General features: G+C 38.3%; 9 protein-coding genes. 5 read left to right on the top strand and 4 right to left on the bottom strand.

Going from position 1 to position 19742, the window contains the following annotated elements; genetic code table 11:
• The 4 genes from galK to FVB32_RS10075 all read right to left on the bottom strand — a co-directional run bounded on the left by galK (position 1) and on the right by FVB32_RS10075 (position 6132).
• Positions 1–1155 carry a galactokinase gene (galK, locus tag FVB32_RS10060; RefSeq protein ID WP_147743669.1) on the bottom strand — a complete coding sequence of 385 codons (1155 nt, stop codon included), beginning with the start codon at positions 1153–1155 and terminating at the stop codon, positions 1–3.
• A gap of 174 nt (positions 1156–1329) precedes the next feature.
• Positions 1330–2976 carry a solute:sodium symporter family transporter gene (locus tag FVB32_RS10065; RefSeq protein WP_147743670.1) on the bottom strand — a complete coding sequence of 549 codons (1647 nt, stop codon included), beginning with the start codon at positions 2974–2976 and terminating at the stop codon, positions 1330–1332.
• Positions 2977–2996: 20 nt separating this feature from the next.
• A complete protein-coding gene (locus tag FVB32_RS10070; protein WP_147743671.1) occupies positions 2997–4769 on the bottom strand; it encodes a glycoside hydrolase family 36 protein in 1773 nt (590 codons plus the stop codon).
• A 349-nt stretch (positions 4770–5118) separates the two neighbouring features.
• Positions 5119–6132: a winged helix-turn-helix domain-containing protein gene (locus tag FVB32_RS10075; RefSeq protein WP_147743672.1), complete on the bottom strand. Its 1014-nt coding sequence runs from the start codon at positions 6130–6132 to the stop codon at positions 5119–5121.
• Between the two features lie 456 nt (positions 6133–6588).
• On the opposite strand from FVB32_RS10075, the gene FVB32_RS10080 reads away from it, so the two are divergent.
• From FVB32_RS10080 to FVB32_RS10100, 5 genes are all read left to right on the top strand, one after another.
• Positions 6589–9702 (top strand): SusC/RagA family TonB-linked outer membrane protein, encoded by a 3114-nt coding sequence (locus FVB32_RS10080; protein ID WP_147743673.1) that lies wholly within the window; start codon positions 6589–6591, stop codon positions 9700–9702.
• A gap of 31 nt (positions 9703–9733) precedes the next feature.
• A complete protein-coding gene (locus tag FVB32_RS10085) occupies positions 9734–11257 on the top strand; it encodes a RagB/SusD family nutrient uptake outer membrane protein (protein WP_147743674.1) in 1524 nt (507 codons plus the stop codon).
• Positions 11258–11352: 95 nt separating this feature from the next.
• Positions 11353–14874, top strand: coding sequence for a VCBS repeat-containing protein (locus FVB32_RS10090; protein ID WP_187269550.1), 3522 nt, complete (start codon positions 11353–11355; stop codon positions 14872–14874).
• Positions 14871–18383, top strand: a complete 3513-nt coding sequence (locus tag FVB32_RS10095; protein WP_147743676.1) for a VCBS repeat-containing protein — start codon at positions 14871–14873, stop codon at positions 18381–18383. The genes FVB32_RS10090 and FVB32_RS10095 overlap by 4 nt, the downstream gene beginning before the upstream one ends.
• A complete protein-coding gene (locus FVB32_RS10100; protein ID WP_187269551.1) occupies positions 18376–19701 on the top strand; it encodes a vanadium-dependent haloperoxidase in 1326 nt (441 codons plus the stop codon). The genes FVB32_RS10095 and FVB32_RS10100 overlap by 8 nt, the downstream gene beginning before the upstream one ends.
• Positions 19702–19742: the final 41 nt, after the last annotated feature.

Below are 19742 nucleotides of genomic sequence, written 5' to 3' on the forward strand. Positions count from 1 at the left end.
CTAATTCACCTGTTTAACCCCATCTCCAATTGCTACCGTAAATGGGCTTAATGAGGTATTGAATTTTGAGTAAAACGCCGAAGAAGATTCCTCTATAAAAGAATCTATACGGTCTTTATGGACCAAATTAATCGTGCATCCACCAAAGCCACCACCCATCATTCGCGCTCCTATCACCCCTTCATATTCGTATGCAAAGTCTACTAGAAAATCAAGTTCATCACAACTCACTTGGTAAAGATTCTTAAGTCCTTCATGTGACTCGAACAACTGCTGTCCAAACATCTTAAGATTTCCATTTTCCAACGCCTTACTGGCAGAAATTGTCCTGGCATTTTCCTGAACCACATAGAGCAATCTATTTAAAGTCTTGGAAGCTAGCTTTGATTTAAATTCCCTGACAACCTCTTCTGGGACACGTGCCAATACATGATATTTGGGATATTTTTCTTGTATGGCTTTAAAGCCGGAATCACATTCTTGTCGTCTTAAATTGTACTCACTAGTGGCCAGATTATGTGATACATTGGTATTTAAGAGTACAATGGAATAGGGTTCAATATTTGCTGGGATGTACTCAAAAGATAGGTCAGTACAATCCAACCGTATAAATTTTCCTTTCTTGCCTCGGACCACAGCAAATTGGTCCATAATCCCACATTTGGTTCCTACAAAATGATGCTCGGCCTCTCTAGCAATGGTAATAATCTCATCATCTGAAAGTCCTATGGAAAAAAGAATATCGAGACCTTTAGCAATACCGCATTCCAATGCAGCGGAAGAACTTACCCCTGAACCAATGGGAAGTTCACTTTCCACAGTGCAGTCAAAACCCTGAATTTTGTTGGGATATGCTTGTTCTATAAAATGGACAACACCTAAAAAATAATTATGCCATTCTTTTTCGCTTATTTCAACTTTATTCAGATCAATCTCAAAGTAATCTTTATAACTTTTGGAATAGCAATTGCATCTAGAGGTTCCATTTTTCTTAAAACTCAATCGGACTTTTAGATTAATAGCAGCAGGAAGGACTTGTCCTCCGTTATAGTCTAAATGCTCACCTATTATATTAATCCTTCCTGGAGACTCTATAATCACGTCATCTCTATGGAACGTAGTTTTAAAACTCCTTTTGTCCGTCACGCTTTTCATGAAAGTTTATTAAAGAAAATTTGAATGATTTTCAAGCTCTTTGTTTAATTTCATTCTTTAATTTGTCTACCTAGTATTTTTACAGTTTACATAATCTGAATTATAACTAGGAAACATATTTTATTATAATTAAAATCCTAAGCCCATTCATTTTCTTAATAAATTTCATATGGTCTAAAAGATAAAGTATGTACTTAATACCATTGCCGTTATAATAAGTCCAGCCAAAAGGCCATACTTCCATGGCGTGGTATCGATTTCTTCTGTTATAACCTCTTCCACTGCTGTGGTTATTGGTTTTAGCTTACCCATCAATAGCATAAAGCCTACATTTATTACAAATAGAATGCCCATAATATGCAAGAAATGTGGATATGCCTCAGCCTTAATTATACTTAATGCTTTTGGATCTGTAATACCATTCGCTGCCGCCTCAGCAAGTGCGGCATCCACCATCATTGGGCTTATTACAAACTGACTTATTAAATACATAACAACCCCAACTGTCAAAACGATTTTGGCACCAAGGGCTGGAACTTTTTTGTTATAGATGCCTACTACCACGACAGCAAAAATGGGTACACTCAAACTTCCCAGGGATTCTTGTATGTATGCAAAAAGCCCATCTGGAGCCGAAGCTATAAATGGCGCAATGAACAATGAAACAACTGCTAATACTAATCCGAATTTTTTTCCAGCTTTTACCGTTTGTTGTTCAGAAGCATCTTTTTTGAAAAATTTGAAGAGATCAAAACCAAATAAAGTAGCACTACTATTTAAAAGACTATTAAAAGAACTCAACACTGCACCAAACAAAACCGCAGCAAAGAAACCTAATAATGAAGGTGGTAAAACTTTTCTAACCAATTCTGGATAAGCTAAGTCGGCATTTGCAAGGTCTCCCTCAAAAACATGCCAAGCGATGACCCCTGGAAGTACCACAATTATTGGAATCAAGAATTTTACCAAAGCTGCCAAAATAACCCCTTTTTGCCCTTCTGCTAGGCTTTTAGCACCAAATACACGTTGCAATATGGACTGATTGGTTCCCCAGTAATACATTTGGGCTAAAATCATTCCAGTAAATATGGTGCCAAATGGGATAGATGAGTCTACTTCTCCTTTTAGGTTGAACTTCTCAGGGTTGGTATCCCAAAGTATATTTAAACCTTCTCCCATACTTCCATCACCGATGAGTTTTAACCCAAAATAGGGTATTAAAAAACCTCCAATGAGCAATCCTATAGCATTTATCAAATCGGATACTGCTACAGCTTTTAATCCTCCAAAAATTGCATAAATTGACCCAATAACACCTATACTCCAAACACAAACCCATATGGTTGCGTTTTGGCTGATTCCTAACAAACTAGGTAAATCAAACATGGAACTGAAAGCCAATGATCCTGAGTATAGAATTGTTGGCAATAGTACTAGACCATAAGCGAATAGGAAAAGTACGGACAACATGGCCTTGGTCTGTGTACCGAATCGGTTTTCTATAAATTGGGGAATTGTGGTGATACCACTCTTCATATACTTAGGCAACAGTATAAGTGCTGTTAATATCATTGCAATGGCCGCTAAAGTTTCCCATGCCATAACTAAAACACCTTCGGTAAAGGCCTGCCCATTAAGTCCAACTATTTGTTCTGCAGAAAGATTGGTTAGTAGTAATGAACCGGCTATGGTAATGGCACCAAGGCTTCTACCTCCAAGAAAATAACCATTGGCAGATTTTTCGTTTGTACCTCGTGTTGCCCACCATGCTATGATTGCAACTAAAAGCGTAAAGCCCACAAAGGATAAAATAGATGACATTCCCATAATTTTTGTTTTAGTTATTCAATTGGTTTCATCTGTACCAATCCACATATGGGAATTTTCAATGTATTAATTCCTTCCTCTAAATAGATTGTTCGCTGTTGCACGAGCGTACCGTCGCAATTGTACAGAGAACAATTATACTCACTATTACCGTGTTTTACAACAATAATCACATCTTCAGAGGGTTTTGCATTTATAATATCTATTTTTTTTTGAAGTTGGGTAAGTTCTAAAAATTGGTTTTCAAAGACACCTAGAATTATTTTGTCTTCTTTTTCTACCTTTTGTACTGGGTAATTGGAAAGTGGGGAGGAGGGCAAGTATTCGCCTTCCAGTAACACATTGGAATTTTCATTCCAGTACCTTGTGTAAAACCGAATCATATCCAAATGAGCTTTTGGCGCTTCGCTGAGCATAACTGAAATTTGGGGTACGCCGAAGAGCGTATTTAAATAATGAAGTGCAGCGTCTTGCACGGTTTCATCAAAATGCCAAGTAACCATATCGGAATGGACTGCAGTATCACCACATAACATTTTAATATCGGCAATTCGTACGCGGTTCATGGTATAGTCCCCGGGACAATCAAAAGCACGGAGCATATTGCCATATTTCCGCATGGCTGGTCCAGTATACTTTTGCCGGAACTCGATGAATATGTCGGGTCTTACTTTTTTCACCTCAATGATTACTTTTGTGAGCAATGCATCTACAGCCTCATTGATTGATGAATGGTCACGGTCATTGTTAGTATCGAAAGGGGTTTCTTTATAGCTCTTAAAATCATCTATAAAATCAAGTTTTAATCCATCTAGATTCCAATCCTTAACCGCATTTACATAAATACTGACCAAATAATCCCTGACCTCGGGATATCTTGGGTCAAAAACGGGAGCCCACCTGTGGTTTTCGGTTAAAAATTTACCTTTGAACCTTTGGTAAGCCTTTGATTTTCTGCCACAAAATGGAACAGAATACCATATTCCCACCTTCATGCCCAAATTTTGTATTTCTTTGACCAACCTGCCCATATCGGGGAATCGTTCTGGAAGCCAATCACCAGTGTAATCATATCCGCGGTTAGTGTCATTTGTCTGCCAACCGTCATCAATAATGATGGATTCAAATCCTAAATCTTTTGCAATTCGACATTCTTTAAGCAATAAATCTTCATCAAGGTTTTGATGAAATTGATACCATGTTGAGTATAGAGGTTTTTTGGCTATTGCCGGTACCGAAGTTGGCTTTAGGTTTTCATACCCTTCCCACCACTTTGAAGTTTCTTTTAAAGATTGGGAAAAATGGATTTTGCGCTGATCTATGCGAATATCTGCGCTAAAGTTTTTAATAGGGTATTTGCATTCGGTAAAGAATGTAAAATGGCAATAGAAGTGGTTATCTTCCTCGCGATATTTGGCAGCCATTTCAACACTATTTATTGCATTGGAGCAAGAAAAGCATAATATGTTTTCATCATTGCTACCGAAAAGAGAAATTACAGGAGCATCAATAGATATTTTTGATTCATGGTTCTCAAGTTCCCAGTCAGCTTCTATTCTTTTTGAAAAATCTGCAGTTGGTTTCCAAACTCCTTTAACCTGGGTGGCAGGTATTCTCCATTGAAGATTTAGCGGTTTTGGAAAATGTCCGTCATGATTCTGATATTCAAGTCGAAAGACTTGTAACGCACCTTCATCTTTAATCAGTTCTAAATTAGTTGAACCATTATTCTCGTTAATATTAAAAATCGGGGAGTCTTTTTCTTTTTCTGGTGTACTTACAATCATCTTTCAAAAAAATTAAAACTTTTCCATGACATGTCCAACGTCAAAGCATCGCAATTAACTAATAGCTGAGAAAAGCCAGATAAAATTTTATCTGGCTTTTACACTTCTGAATTTAAACTAACTTAAACTAACTCAAACTATATTGTTTACTACTTCTTAAAACAAATTAGTTGTTGAGGCTGAACAAAACTTCACAACAACAATGCTTTTTGAGATAGAAATACTATGATATAGTATGCTATTCACCAAAGGTAATAAAAAAACTGAGACATCATCATGATGATATATCTAAAAATATGATTATGATAATTATTAAGTAAAGTTTTCTGATTTTAAAAAATGCAGGGTTTTATACGGAACCCCTATCAATTAGGTAAGAAGGGGTGATTTTTTGGGTAATCTCACCACCTTTTACGTGTAATGCAGCTTGGATACCCATTTCACTAAAGTCCGTCGATATCGTGGTAATACCGCCCGATATGAATTTTTTAATAATATGATCATCATGGGACAGAATGCCAACATCTTTCCCTAAAACATACTTTTTATCTGTGCAATCTTTTAGTATATCCCATAAAAAAGAATCATTTGAAGCAAAATACAAATGATCTTTCTTTAAAATAGATAAATCGTATTTCTTTTCTATAACCCCCTTCACATTGTGATCCGATAAGAACTTTTCAAAAGCATCTATAACACTTTTGGGAAGATCCGAATCTTCATCTACAAACAACACAAACAGTTTGTACTTTCTTATTTTTGGGAGTAACTTTAATAACTTGTTATACGTTGAATTCCCAAACTCTTGACTGATATAGGAGTACTTCTTTCCTGGCTGAACAAACCTATCAACAACAAGTAACTTATCTGGAGAAAAAGACCCCAACAAAGATTTTGCAATTGGGTGTGGTATAGGGGCGACGACATAAAAACCATATTTGCCCTTAATATTCATCAAGGTGTTTTCAAATACAGATAGGTTATTGTGATGAAAGAAAACATCTATTTGAAAACGCTCTCCCAACTCCCCTCGGAAAGCGTCATAGAACTCCTTTTGAAAACGCTGCAATGAATAAAGAAGCAAAGCGATCCTTCTCACCATCTTTGTTTCTTTGCTAACAATAAAATATCCTTTGGCCTTTTTGGACTCTACAAGCCCTCTGCTCTTTAATTCTTCATATGCACCAACAATTGTTTTTCTGGCATAACCAAGCTCAGCAACCATTTCATTTATTGATGGTAATTGATCCTGTCGTTCTAAAACACCATCATCAATAGATTCGATAATACCCAGTACCAAATGTTCATGTTTCGTCAAGTCGTATTTTTCTTGGTACTTATTTATTACATCTACCACTGTCATAGTTCTAACTTTCTAGATATTTCCCTCTCTAATAATCAGAGCAATATAAGCTTAACAATATTAAATATCAATTCTCCGTCCATTTGAAATTCAATTTCAGATGAAAACTGGTTTTGTTAATTATATGAACAGCACTTCGCTCATACCGTAAACACTTGTCAAATCTTCTTAAACCACTTTTTGTTTAAATGTCTAAAATGACAATAATACAACAAAATGTATCTTATTTTGTTAAATCCATTATTTTCTGCCCCTGACTTTTAAATATTAAAAATTTTGTTTTACATTTGGATAATAGCACACTATATCATAGTTAAATGATTTTTTCAACAAAAAACCTTGTTTTAAGGAGTTTTAAACTTAGCTATAGTGAGTTATTGACCTTAATAGGATGATTATTTCACTGTTCATTAACTAAACTCAATTAAATTAATTCAATAACCAATTTTAAAGATTATGAAGCAAACTTTAACTAAACTTAAGACGACTAAATCGGGCTTTTTTGCACTGATAGTTCTTCTTGTTTTCGGAATGCAGACATCGTTCGCACAGACAACGGTATCTGGAGCGATTGCCGATTCTGAAGGTCCTTTGCCAGGAGCTAGTGTTGTGGTTAAGGGTACTACAACGGGAGCTGTTGCTGATTTTGATGGGAATTACACCATTGAAGTTCCAGAAGGTTCCAATACTCTTGTTTTCTCTTATGTGGGATATGGACCTCAAGAAATTGATGTTGATGGAAGAACAACAATAAATGTTACTTTACAACCTGACGCCCAATCGTTGAGCGAGGTGGTGGTTGTAGGTTATGGTACTCAACGAAAAGCTGACCTTACTGGTGCCGTAAGTTCTCTTAATGCTGTTGAAATTGTAAAACAACCTATTGTAAGTGTGGATCAAGTGTTGGCCGGTACCCTTTCTGGTGTTAATATTACCAACAGGAGTGGTGACCCAGGAGCTCCTATTAGCGTTAATATTAGGGGTGTTGGAACATTAAGTGCAGATGCCAACCCGCTTTATGTAATTGATGGTGTTCCACTAGTAGGGACCAATAACATAACGGTAAATACATCATCCACTACGGATTCAAATCCATTAGCAAGTATTAATCCAAGCGATATTGAATCAATAGATGTTTTAAAAGATGCGGCTTCTGCGGCTATTTATGGTGCTAGAGGTGCTAACGGTGTAATTATCATTACCACTAAAAAAGGAACTAGAGGAGACCCAAAAGTAACCTACGATGGTTACATATCTTCTGCTTCTCCAAGAGAAACACTGGATGTTCTTAATGTTCAGCAATATATTGGCGTCCAACAAGAATTGGGTAGAGACTTTTCGGCTTTTAGCGGACAACCCAATGTTGATTGGCAAGATGCCATTTTTCAAGATAGTTTTGTTCAAAATCATAACGTTGGTGTTAGCGGTGGAGGTGAAAACGGGACATACTACATTTCCGGTTCTTTTCTTGATAACGAAGGTATACAAAGGGCCCAATCATTTAAACGATATTCTTTAAGAGCGAATTCTGAATTTAAAGTTGGGAAACGATTAAAGTTTGGTGAATCCTTACAGATAAGTCAAAGTGATCGATTAACCCAGAGTGAAGGAGCCTTAAATGCAGGTTTCAATGCGGCGTTAAATGCACCATATTTCCAAGTATTTGGCGATGGTCCGTTTGGTTATAACTTAGCTAATCCAAGCACACTAGGCGGTGCTACAGGAGCTAACCTGGTACAGTTGACAGATCAAAGAATAAACGAGACTACCATTCAGAACAGGAAAGTTTTAGGACACTTTTTTGGAGAATGGGAAATCATTGATAATTTAAAATTTAGACCTTCTATTGGTATTGATTACAATGTAGGAACTGGAGATTTCTTCCAAGCTGAGACCACATTTGATGGAAATTCTACCAGACAATCCTTACTTGTACAATCACGGCCAATAGAATTGACGTTAACTACCGGTGCTACGCTTTCTTATGATAGAACCTTCGGTGATCATAATTTTGGAGCATTAATTGGTTTTGAACAAACGAAATTTAGATTTGACAAGGTGAGATTGCAGGGTAGAAACTTGTTTAACGATAATTTCGCAGGTAGTGGTACAACAGTTGCAGGAGCAAATGAAGCCGATCTCTTTACCTTACAAGGTGTTATTGGGCGTTTGACCTACAATTATAAAGGAAAGTATTTGGCTACCATTAATGTTCGTCGAGATGCTACCTCCAAGTTTGCGGAAAATAACAGAGATGATATTTTCCCTTCAATATCTGTAGGTTGGAGAATCTCTCAAGAAGATTTCATGAGTGATTATGGTTTTATAGATGATTTAAAGTTGAGAGTAGGTTATGGAGAATTAGGAAACCAAAACCTTGGGGATGGAACAGCCAGAACATTTCCTTTCCTTACTACATTAAACAACAACATATTTTATGTATTGGGAGATGATCAAGGAACGGTAGTTGGTCCTGCGCCAACCACATTTGCCAATCAGCAAATTGGATGGGAAACCTCAAAGCAGATCGATATAGGATTGGATTTTAGCTTACTTAAAGGTAGGATTACCGGGGTGTTTGATTACTTCAAGAAAACAAATGAGGATGCATTAGTAAACTTGCCTCTTCCATTTGCAAGTGGATTCTTTTTGCCTGCCCCTACAAATGCGGGTGAAATTACCAACTCGGGTATTGAACTTGCTTTGAATTATAAAGACAAAATTGGAGACGATTTTGAATATGGCGTTGGGTTCAACATCACAACTGTGAAAAACACGGTTCAAAGTTTAGGACCGGTTAATGCGATAATTACGGGTGTAGGAGGTGCACAATCCCATAGAACCATTGTTGGAGAGAGCTTAGGTCATTTCTTTGGATATAGAACAGATGGTTTATACCAAAATGACGCGGAAGTCGCTGCAGCGCTTCCAGATGCCAATGGTACTCCCTCTCCGGGAGATATCCGATTTGTGGATGTAAATGGCGATGGTAGAGTAGATGCAGGAGATAGAACCATACTAGGTAGTCCTTATCCTGGATTCTTTTATGGCTTAAATCTTCAAGCCAAGTACAAGGGATTTGATTTTTCAGCCTTGCTGAGAGGCGTTGGAGATAGGCAGATTTTCAATTCATCAAGAATAACATTGGAAGGATTGACGGGAACTAACAATTTCAGCACTCAGGTATTAAACCGATGGACGGGAGAGGGTACAACCAATTCCAGTTCTAATCCAAGATTGGCTGGCCCAGGAGACCCAAATGGAAATAACCGTATCTCTGACCGTTTTATTGAAGATGCAGACTATCTGAGAATTCAGAATATACAGCTAGGGTACACGATACCTAAAGACGCATTACAAAGTTGGACTAATAATTTTGTGTCCAATATGAGATTTTATGTAAGCGTACAGAATCTAGCGACTTTCACCAACTATTCAGGTTTTGATCCAGAAGTTGGTAGGGCCCAAAGTTTCCAAAAAGGTAATAACCCGCTTGCAACAGGGCAAGATGATGGACAGGCTCCTTTGCCCAGGATAATTCAATTGGGATGGTCAGTTAGTTTTAACTAAAAAATTGTTATTTTAAAATAAAAGAAAAATCATGAAAAGTAAAATTTTATTTCTTGTCGCTATCTGTACGTTGACAGTCTTGTCATGCGACGATGAGCTAGATTTACAGCCTTTAGATAGTATTACTATTGATACATTTTACAATAGTCGTGCGGATTTTGACGGCGCAATCTTTGCAGCCTATTCATCCATACAGGATTTTTGGGGCACAAGTACCGAAACATTATCGGAGAGAGGTGAGTATTGGAAATTGTCAATGGTGATTACGGATGATGTTGCAGCCGATCCAGTGACTAGTGATCAAATCTCTATAGACGTTGACAACCTGCAAATAAGGGCAGCAGATGTTCCATATGCAGCGGTGTACACACAGATTTACGAGGGAATTTTTCGCGCGAATCTGGTGTTGGGGAATTTGGATGGCGAAAATGAGTTAACAGCAGAGGACAAAACCGTTTTAGAAGCTGAAGCAAAGTTCTTAAGGGCTTGGTTCCATTTTCAAGCAATGAAAATGTTTGGAACTCCACCTATAGCGCTGGAAGTTTTAACAGACATTAATAATCTAGCATTGCCAAATGCCACGCAAGATGATTTGTATACAGCCATTCTTGGTGATTTAGGTACAGCCGCTGCGGGTTTACCAGATGCTTGGGATTCCAGTAATACAGGGAGAGCTACATCTTGGGCCGCAACAGCCTTAATTGGAAAAGTGAATGTGTTCAGAGAGGATTGGCCAGCTGCCACAACAGCGCTTGCCAATGTTGTCAACAATGGCCCATTTAGCCTAGTTCCCAATTACGAAGATGTTTTTGCCTTTACCAATGAAAATAACTCAGAATCTATTTTTGAAATTCAATATGGTGGGCCACAGTCCGATGACAACCTTTGGGTTTTTGATGACACTCACTCAGAAAATTTCAAAGCATCACAAGGTACAGGCCGCGGTTGGTACTGGGATGCTGGAAATGGCGCTCCGGGCGGTAAATTAGGTTGGTGGGCTCCCACACAGGATTTAGTAGATTCTTTTGAAGCTGGAGATACTAGATTACCCACTATTCTATATCAAGATGGTGATATGTATTTCACAACATTCGAATCTTTACCCTATGATACGGAATGGTCTTCAACAAATTATACCTTAAAAAAGTATCGTGGTGAAATAAACACAGTTCCAGGAAATCATGCCCCTAACCAACAAGCAGACTTTAATAATGAACGTTGGATGCGTTTAGCAGAAGTAAAATTGTTATATGCTGAAGCGCTTATTAGAGGTAGTGGAGACTTGGGAGTTGCAAGAACACAAATAGATGACATTAGAACTAGAGCTGGCCTTGCTGCCACTACTGCCGCAGATGGAGATTTGTTGACTGCTATGATGCAAGAAAAAAGAGTAGAGTTGGCTTTAGAGCCACATCGATGGTTTGATATTGTTCGCTGGGATTTAGGACCAACAATTTTTGGAGGCGATTGGGATCCAAGGTATGAGGTGTTCCCATTCCCTCAATCAGAAGTGGATAGATCTGATGGTCAGTTAAATCAAAATACAGGGTATTAGATAAGAATCTTATTATTAATCATATTAGATTAAAGTATTTTAAGGAATCCAATTAAATTTATGATTGGATTCCTTTTTTTAAACCATTTATGCAAATGCCTTTTAAATACCATATTTGGCTTCGTTCAGTCTTAAGTATCTTGACACCAGCTTTACTTCTCATTTCATGTGAAGAAAACAGAGGCAAACTGTTTCATGATTTATCACCAAAGGAGACAGGGATAACTTTTAGCAACGATTTAGTAATTGGAGGTGAGCCAAGTGTGCTCGAATTCGAATATATGTATAATGGTGCGGGTGTCGCTGTAGCAGATTTTGACCAAGATGGTATGCAGGACATTTACTTTACGGGTAATATGGTCAGCAATCGTTTGTACCGCAATCTAGGGGAGTTTAAATTCCGGGATATTACGGAATCTGCGCAGGTGGGGACCACAGGTTGGTCAAATGGTGTTGCTATTGTGGATATTAATCAAGATGGATTTCCAGACATTTATGTTTGCAGGGGAGGCCCAAGAGGTTCCTCAGATGAAGATCGTGCAAATCTTTTATTTGTGAACAACGGAATGAAAGATGGCAAACTGTCCTTTACGGAAGAAGCAAGTAAATGGGGTATAGCCGATAGTAGCTATTCCGTTCAGTCCAACTTTTTTGATTATGATGGTGATGGCGATCTGGATATGTACCTTCTTAGCAATGCCTTGGTGGATTATAATAGAAACACTTCGCGCCCAAAAGACTGGTCGGGCAAGGCCCCTTCCGTAGATAAACTATTCAGGAATAATGGGGATGGCACTTTTACAGATGTGTCCAAGGAAGCCAATATCCTTATGGAAGGTTTCGGTCTGGGTGTGGAAGTTTGTGATATCAATCAAGATGGTTGGGTGGATATCTACGTATCAAATGATTTTCTAACAGACGATTTCCTATATATAAACCAAAAGGACGGAACATTCAAGAATGAAATTTTTGAATACATGGGCCATCTTACGTTCAATGGAATGGGTAATGATATTGCAGATATCAACAATGATGGTCTAATGGATGTAGTAGTCCTGGACATGCTCCCGCCCGATAATAAAAGATGGAAGTTGACCATGATGGGCAATAACTATGATGAACATCAGAATGCCATTTCCAATGGATACCAACCGCAATACATTAGAAACACCCTCCAATTGAATAATGGAAATGGCTCGTTTAGTGAAGTTGGACAAATAGCAGGGATATCTGCTACGGAGTGGAGTTGGAGCGCCTTACTTTCTGATTATGACCACGATGGAAAAAAGGACTTATTTGTCACCAACGGTTACCGTCAAGACATCACCAACTTGGACTTTATGGTGTATGGCAATACCATTTTGTCCATGGGTTCCGAAGAGGCCAATAGGGCAAAACGCTTGGAGGAACTAAACAAATTACCCGGAATAAAACGATCCAACTATTTGTTTAAAAATGACGGCGAACTACAATTTAAGGACATATCAGAAGACGCTGGAATTACAAAACCCACTTTTTCAAACGGTGCGGCCTATGCAGATTTTGATAATGATGGTGATTTGGATTTGGTGGTCAATAATATTGACGACCCAGCAAGCATATTAAGGAACAACACCAGTATTGACAGCACACAATCGTATTTAAAATTACGTTTTAAAGGCAATAGTCCAAACTTGGAAGGAATCGGAAGCCAAGTTGAACTTTATTATCAAGGAAACCTTCAAAAGCAATATTTTACACCGTACCGGGGATATCTTTCTTCTGTGGAGTCTAGTCTTCATTTTGGTTTAGGAAACACTAAAAAAATTGATAGCGTCATCATCACATGGCCAAATAAGATGCAGGAAATCCTGAAAAACATTGCTGTCAATCAAGAATTGGTTGTTCATCAAACTAACGCACAAACCCTTCATAAGAATAATCCGAAAAAGACATCAAGACTATTTAAAGAAATCGATAGTATTGGTTTGGAATTCACACACCACGAAAACGATTTTGTTGATTATAAAATTCAACCCCTTCTACCACACATGCACTCAAAGAATGGACCGGGTATGGCGGTGGGTGACGCTAACGGTGATGGACTTGAAGATGTTTATATAGCTGGGGCTTCCGGGCAAGCTGGGGTATTAAAAATGCAGAATAAGGATGAAAAGTCTTTCTCGGAAACTGCTTTTCAAGAGACAGACCATGAAGATATGGGCGCTTTGTTTTTTGATGCAGATGCAGATGGCGATCAAGATTTATACGTGGTAAGCGGAGGATCATCCGCAGTAAAGGGTAGCATCCCATATCAAGACCGTATCTATGAAAATGATGGTACAGGAGCATATTCAATAGTGGATGCTTTACCTAAATCTTTGGTAAGTGGATCTGTAGTAACTGGTGCCGATTACGATAGAGATGGAGATATAGATCTTTTTGTTGGAGGTAGAGTGCGACCAGGAGAATATCCGCTATCACCAAAAAGCTCGGTATTGAAAAATGAAAGCTCCATCGGAAATATCAAATTCAGCGAAGACAAAGTCTTTTCAAACAACTCTGCTGAACTGGGAATGGTTACAGCAGCACTTTGGACTGATTTTAATAATGATTCTTGGATAGATTTAATCGTTGTTGGAGAGTTTATGCCCATTCGATTCCTCAAAAATAATGAAGGTAAGCTTGAAGAAATCACAGAGCAAATTGCATTAAAAGGAACCAACGGTTGGTGGAACAGTATAACATCCGGCGATTTTGATAACGACGGGGATAGTGATTATGTGCTTGGAAATTTTGGCCTGAACAGTCGCTATAAAGCAAGCGTAACCGAACCACTTTGCATCTACGCCAAAGATTATGATAAGAATGGTCAAATAGACCCCGTAATGTGCCATTATATAGATGGGAAAAATTACATAGCACATTCTAGAAATGACCTTATTGACCAAATCAACGCAATGCGGGTTAGGTTTAGAACGTATAACGATTATGCAGAGGCAACTTTTGAAGAATCATTTGCTGAAGGGGAACTCTCAGATGCCCTCATTGTTAAAAGCGAAACCTTTGCCAGCAGTTATCTGGAAAACTTGGGCAATGGAAAGTTTGCATTAAAACCTTTACCTATTTCCATGCAAACGGCTCCCATGTATGGGATAAACGTTGGGGACTATAATCAAGACAATCATCTGGATATTTTAGCGGTGGGCAATTTTTATAGTGGAGAAGTCTTTAATGGTAGATACGATGCATCAATCGGGTGGCTCATGGCAGGAGATGGCAGGGGCGGTTTTGAATCCATAAAAGTGGATGACAGCGGATTCTTTGTAAGAGGTGATGCCAAAAGCCAAGCCAATCTATTCACCAAGGATGCTGAGCTGGTGCTATCTGGAATCAACAATGATGAATTAAAAATTCATTCAAGAAAACTAGGCAATCAGTTTATATATCAATCGAATCCACAAGATGCTTCACTCACCATTCATTTTGAAGATGGTTCCATACAAAAAAGGGAGTTGTATTATGGTTCGGGTTATTTATCACAAGGAAGTCGTAAGCAACTAATACCAAAAGATGCCGAATATATTGTTGTAAAAAACTTTGAAGGAGTTGAAACAAAAATTGATGTAAGAGAATGAAAAAGAATGTCATACTTGTCTTTATCTATTGTGTGCTTGCATATATCGTTTCTTGCAAAAAAACCGATAATTCAAAATTTCACTTGCTAAGTGCATCAGAATCGGGCATTGACTTCAACAATAAAATAGTTGAAAATGACAGTATCAATGTGTTCAACTTCATGAACATTTATACGGGTGCGGGCACTGCTGTTGGCGATATTAATAATGATGGATTGGTAGACGTTTACTTTAGCGGTAATATGGTTTCAGGTAGACTTTACCTCAATAAAGGAAACATGAAATTTGAGGATATCACTGAAAAATCTGGACTGATCAACAATCGTTGGGGTACTGGTGCTGCCATGGTCGATATTAATCAGGACGGATTTTTAGACATCTACATATGCGTATCTGGCAGCGCCCAATTAGCAGAACGAGCCAACATGCTTTACATCAATAACGGTGACAACACCTTTACTGAAAAAGCCGCTGAATATGGTTTAGATGATAAGCGTCAATCCATGCATGTAGCCTTTTTTGACTATGATAAGGATAATGACCTAGACATGTATCTTTTAGTCAACCCAGCTGCATATGAATACAATGTAAATATCAGCAATCCAAGAAAATTGGATGGCTCATCTGTAAGCAATGATCGGTTGTATAGAAATGATGGTAATGGAAAATTTACCGATGTTTCGCTAACATCGGGCATTCTTGTCGAAGGCTACGGATTGGGCGTTGGTATATCTGACATCAATAATGATTCATGGCCAGACATATACATTTCCAATGATTTTGTGGGCAACGATATCTTGTATATAAACCAAGGTGATGGAACCTTTAAGGATGAGTTGGACACGTATCTAAAACATACCTCTTATGCGGGAATGGGTAACGATATCTCAGATATTGATAACAATGGTAGACCCGACATAATGGTGTTGGATATGCATCCTGAAGATAACCTGCGACAAAAATTGATTATTTCCTCTACTGGATTTGACCGGTTCAACCTAATGCTAGATGCTGGTTATTCCCCACAGTACACTAGAAATACGCTCCAATTGAATCAAGGTGAAGGAAAGTTCAGCGAAATTGGCTATTTGGCCGGAGTAAGCAGCACAGACTGGAGTTGGAGTGCGCTCTTGGCTGACTATGACAATGACGGTTTTAAAGATTTATATGTTACCAATGGATTTTTAAGGGATTTAGGGAACCTGGATTACATTCACTATCAAAACAGGAGCAATAGCCCTATGGGTGATAGGGAAACAAAGATTAAGGAAAAACTAAATTCCATTCATAATTTGCCCCGTGCCGAATTGGTGAACTATGTATTTAAAAATAATGGCAATACCACCTTTGAAAACACATCCGAAGGATGGGGGATACGTGATAAAAGTTGTTCCAACGGTGCGGCTTTTGCAGATTTGGACAATGATGGTGATTTGGATTTGGTTGTGAACAACGTAAACCAAAATGCTTTTGTTTATGAAAACACTACTAAAAAGGAAGAAGGGAATTTTCTACAAATAGAATTAAAGGGCAATAAAGGGAATCTTGAAGGAATCGGTTCTCGGATTAAGGTTTCTTCAGAAAGCAATGATCAATATTATCAACATTACTTAAGCAGAGGTTATGAATCCAGTGTTGACCCAACTGTTCATTTTGGGTTAGGCCAAGATACAATTGTCACAAACATAGAAGTTTGGTGGCCCGATGATTCCTATCAAAAAATAACCGATGTAAAATCCAACCAAAAACTCACCCTTAGACAATCAGAAGCCAAGAAAGTTGATTCGATTAAGAAGATTCCGCCTATGAAAGCGAATCAATGGTTTACAGAAATCACGGATTCCCTTGGCATCGATTATTTTCAAAAAGAAGATCCAATCGTGGACTTTCGTATTCAACCTACACTACCCCACATGCATTCTCGTGGTGGACCTGGTATAGCGATTGGTGATGTTGATTCCAACGGAATGGAGGATTTTTATGTGGGAGGGTCAGCAGGATCAACCGGACAAATATACTTGCAAAAAGAAGACGGTTTCAAGAACACCTTTATAGGCTACGAAGAACGTTTAAGGGAAGATATGGGCATGCTATTTTTTGATGCTAATGGAGATGGTCATAAAGATTTATATGTGGTAAGTGGTGGTATCCCTACTTCTTACAAAGACGATGTGTATCATGACAGATTGTACGAAAACGATGGAAAGGGAAACTTTTCACTGACCAATGCGTTACCCGTTGTTAGTATTAGTGGCTCATGCGTAACCGCATCTGATTTTGACAAAGATGGGGATTTGGACTTATTTGTTGGAGGCAGGGTCGACCCGGGTAATTACCCCATGCCAGCAACCAGCCAGTTATATGAAAATATATCAACGGGAGGCAAATCAAAATTCAGGGAAATAGGGAAAAGCATTCAACATTGGGAAAAATTGACCATGGTCACTTCCGCTATTTGGTCCGATTATGATAATGACGGATGGTCTGACTTGATTGTCGTAGGTGAATTCATGTCCATTACCCTTTTTCATAATGATAAGGGGAAGTTGAGACTCGTGGAAAACCCAATTGGACTTGAAAAATCAGAAGGCTGGTGGAATAGTATTTCAAGTGGTGATTTTGATAACGATGGAGATATGGATTATATCGTTGGAAATTTGGGCTTGAATACCAAATACAAAGCTTCAAAAGATGAGCCATTATGCATCTATGCCAAAGATTACGACAAGGACGGTAGAGTTGACCCAATTATATGCTATTACAATGATGGTGAAAATTATATTTCCCATACCCGAGATAAACTAATCGAGCAAATCAATGCTATGAGAGGCCGTTTTCAAACCTATCAATCCTATGCAGAAAAAACTTTTAAAGAATCTTTCTTGCCAGAAGAATTGGAGGATGCCTACGTGGTAAAAAGTCATGTATTTGAAAGCTCTTATGTGGAGAATTTGGGAAATGGAAAATTTCAACTGACCGCATTACCTCTGAGTGCACAAGTTGCCCCAACTGAAGGATTAGTGGTTGAAGATTTTGACCAAGATGGCAATATAGACCTTTTGCTGACGGGTAATTCATACGTAACCGAAGTCTCAAATGGCCGATATGATGCCCAATACGGCACACTTCTAAAAGGAAATGGCGATGGAACATTTGAATATCTTGAATTAGCAGAAAGTGGACTTGTAAACAATTATGATTCAAGCGGGCTTGCACAGCTGAAGAACAAGAATGGTACGTCTTTCATTATCATTGGAAACAACAGTGGACCACTAAAAGTGTTTGAATCCCAATTCAAGGATACGAAATTGAAATTTCTTGATGTAGAGGATGATAGTATGCATGCGCTCATCACTTTTACAAATGGGAAAAAACAGAAGCTGGAATTTCAATATGGGTCAGGTTACCTATCGCAACATTCAAGAAGGTTATCCATAACCCATAACATAAAACAAATAGACGTAACTAACTTTAAGGGCAACACAAAAACAGTTTATGAAAATGATTAAGTCATATATTATAATGGGTATAGTGACTGCATCACTAATAATCTCTTGTGGTGAAACGCATAACCCAGAGGAATTGAATGCCTATTTTGAAAATAGCGTTACAGAGTATAATCGAAAACTTACCGATGTTATTGTAGCGGATATTTTTACACCTCCCGTAGCAAGCAGAATTTATGCCTATTCAAATATTGCGGCATACGAGGGCATTCGCTTTAGGGATTCCACAAAAAAATCACTCGGCGGACAGTTAAACGACCTAACCCTTACCGCATCACCAGACTCTAATAAAGAGTACTACTATCCCTTAACCTCTATGATCGCTTTTCTTAATGTGGCCAAAGTATTGGTTTTTGATATAGAAAGAGTGGATAATTTACGCATTGACCTTTTAAAGGATGTGCAAGAAATTGGTATTGATAAAGAGATTTATGAAAACTCCATTGCATTAGGAGATGCTATCTCACAAGAAATCATTGAACGAGCAAGCACAGATGGTTATTTACGTCGTACTGCACTGCCCCGTTATAGTGTGAATAAAGATCCAGGAAGATGGAAACCAACCCCGCCCGACTATATGGAAGCCATAGAACCGCATTGGAATACCATCAAACCCTTTGTGTTGGATTCTGCAGGTCAATTTGATCCAGGTCTACCCACAAGTTTTGATATTTCTGATAGCTCTCAATTTTACGAGGAAGCCCAGGAAGTGTACGAAACGGTAAAAAATGTAGATGCAACCCAATTAGAAATAGCAAAATTCTGGGATTGTAACCCAAATATTTCAACTACCAAAGGTCATGTGATGTACTTTCAACAACAAATTTCACCCGGTGGGCATTGGGTTCACATTGCTGCCCAGGTCTTGGAAGAGCAAAAAACAAATGCCGTGGATGCCGCGGCGGTACTTGCCCAGACAAGTGTGGCAATAGCAGATGCTTTCATCAGTTGTTGGGACCAAAAATATAAAAGCAGCCTTACCCGACCTGAAACTTTTATCAACGAGCATGTAGATCCAGATTGGAAACCTATTTTACAGACCCCTGCTTTTCCAGAACATACCTCTGGACATAGTGTAGCTTCTGCTGCTGCGGCAACGGTATTGACCAAACTGATAGGTAATAATTATGCGTTTATCGATTCCACGGAGGTGCCTTATGGATTACCTCCAAGAAAATTCAATTCATTTTTTGAAGCATCGGAAGAAGCAGCAATCAGTAGACTTTATGGCGGCATTCATTATCGTCCAGCTATAGAGTTGGGAGTACAACAAGGTAAAGCTGTCGGGAATTATGTGAATGAACAAATAGATTTGGACTGATATGTAATCATATTAACAACCAGTAATACTAAATAAACCAA

This window comes from Flagellimonas hymeniacidonis, from assembly GCF_008040165.1.
Classification (GTDB): Bacteria; Bacteroidota; Bacteroidia; order Flavobacteriales; family Flavobacteriaceae; genus Flagellimonas; species Flagellimonas hymeniacidonis.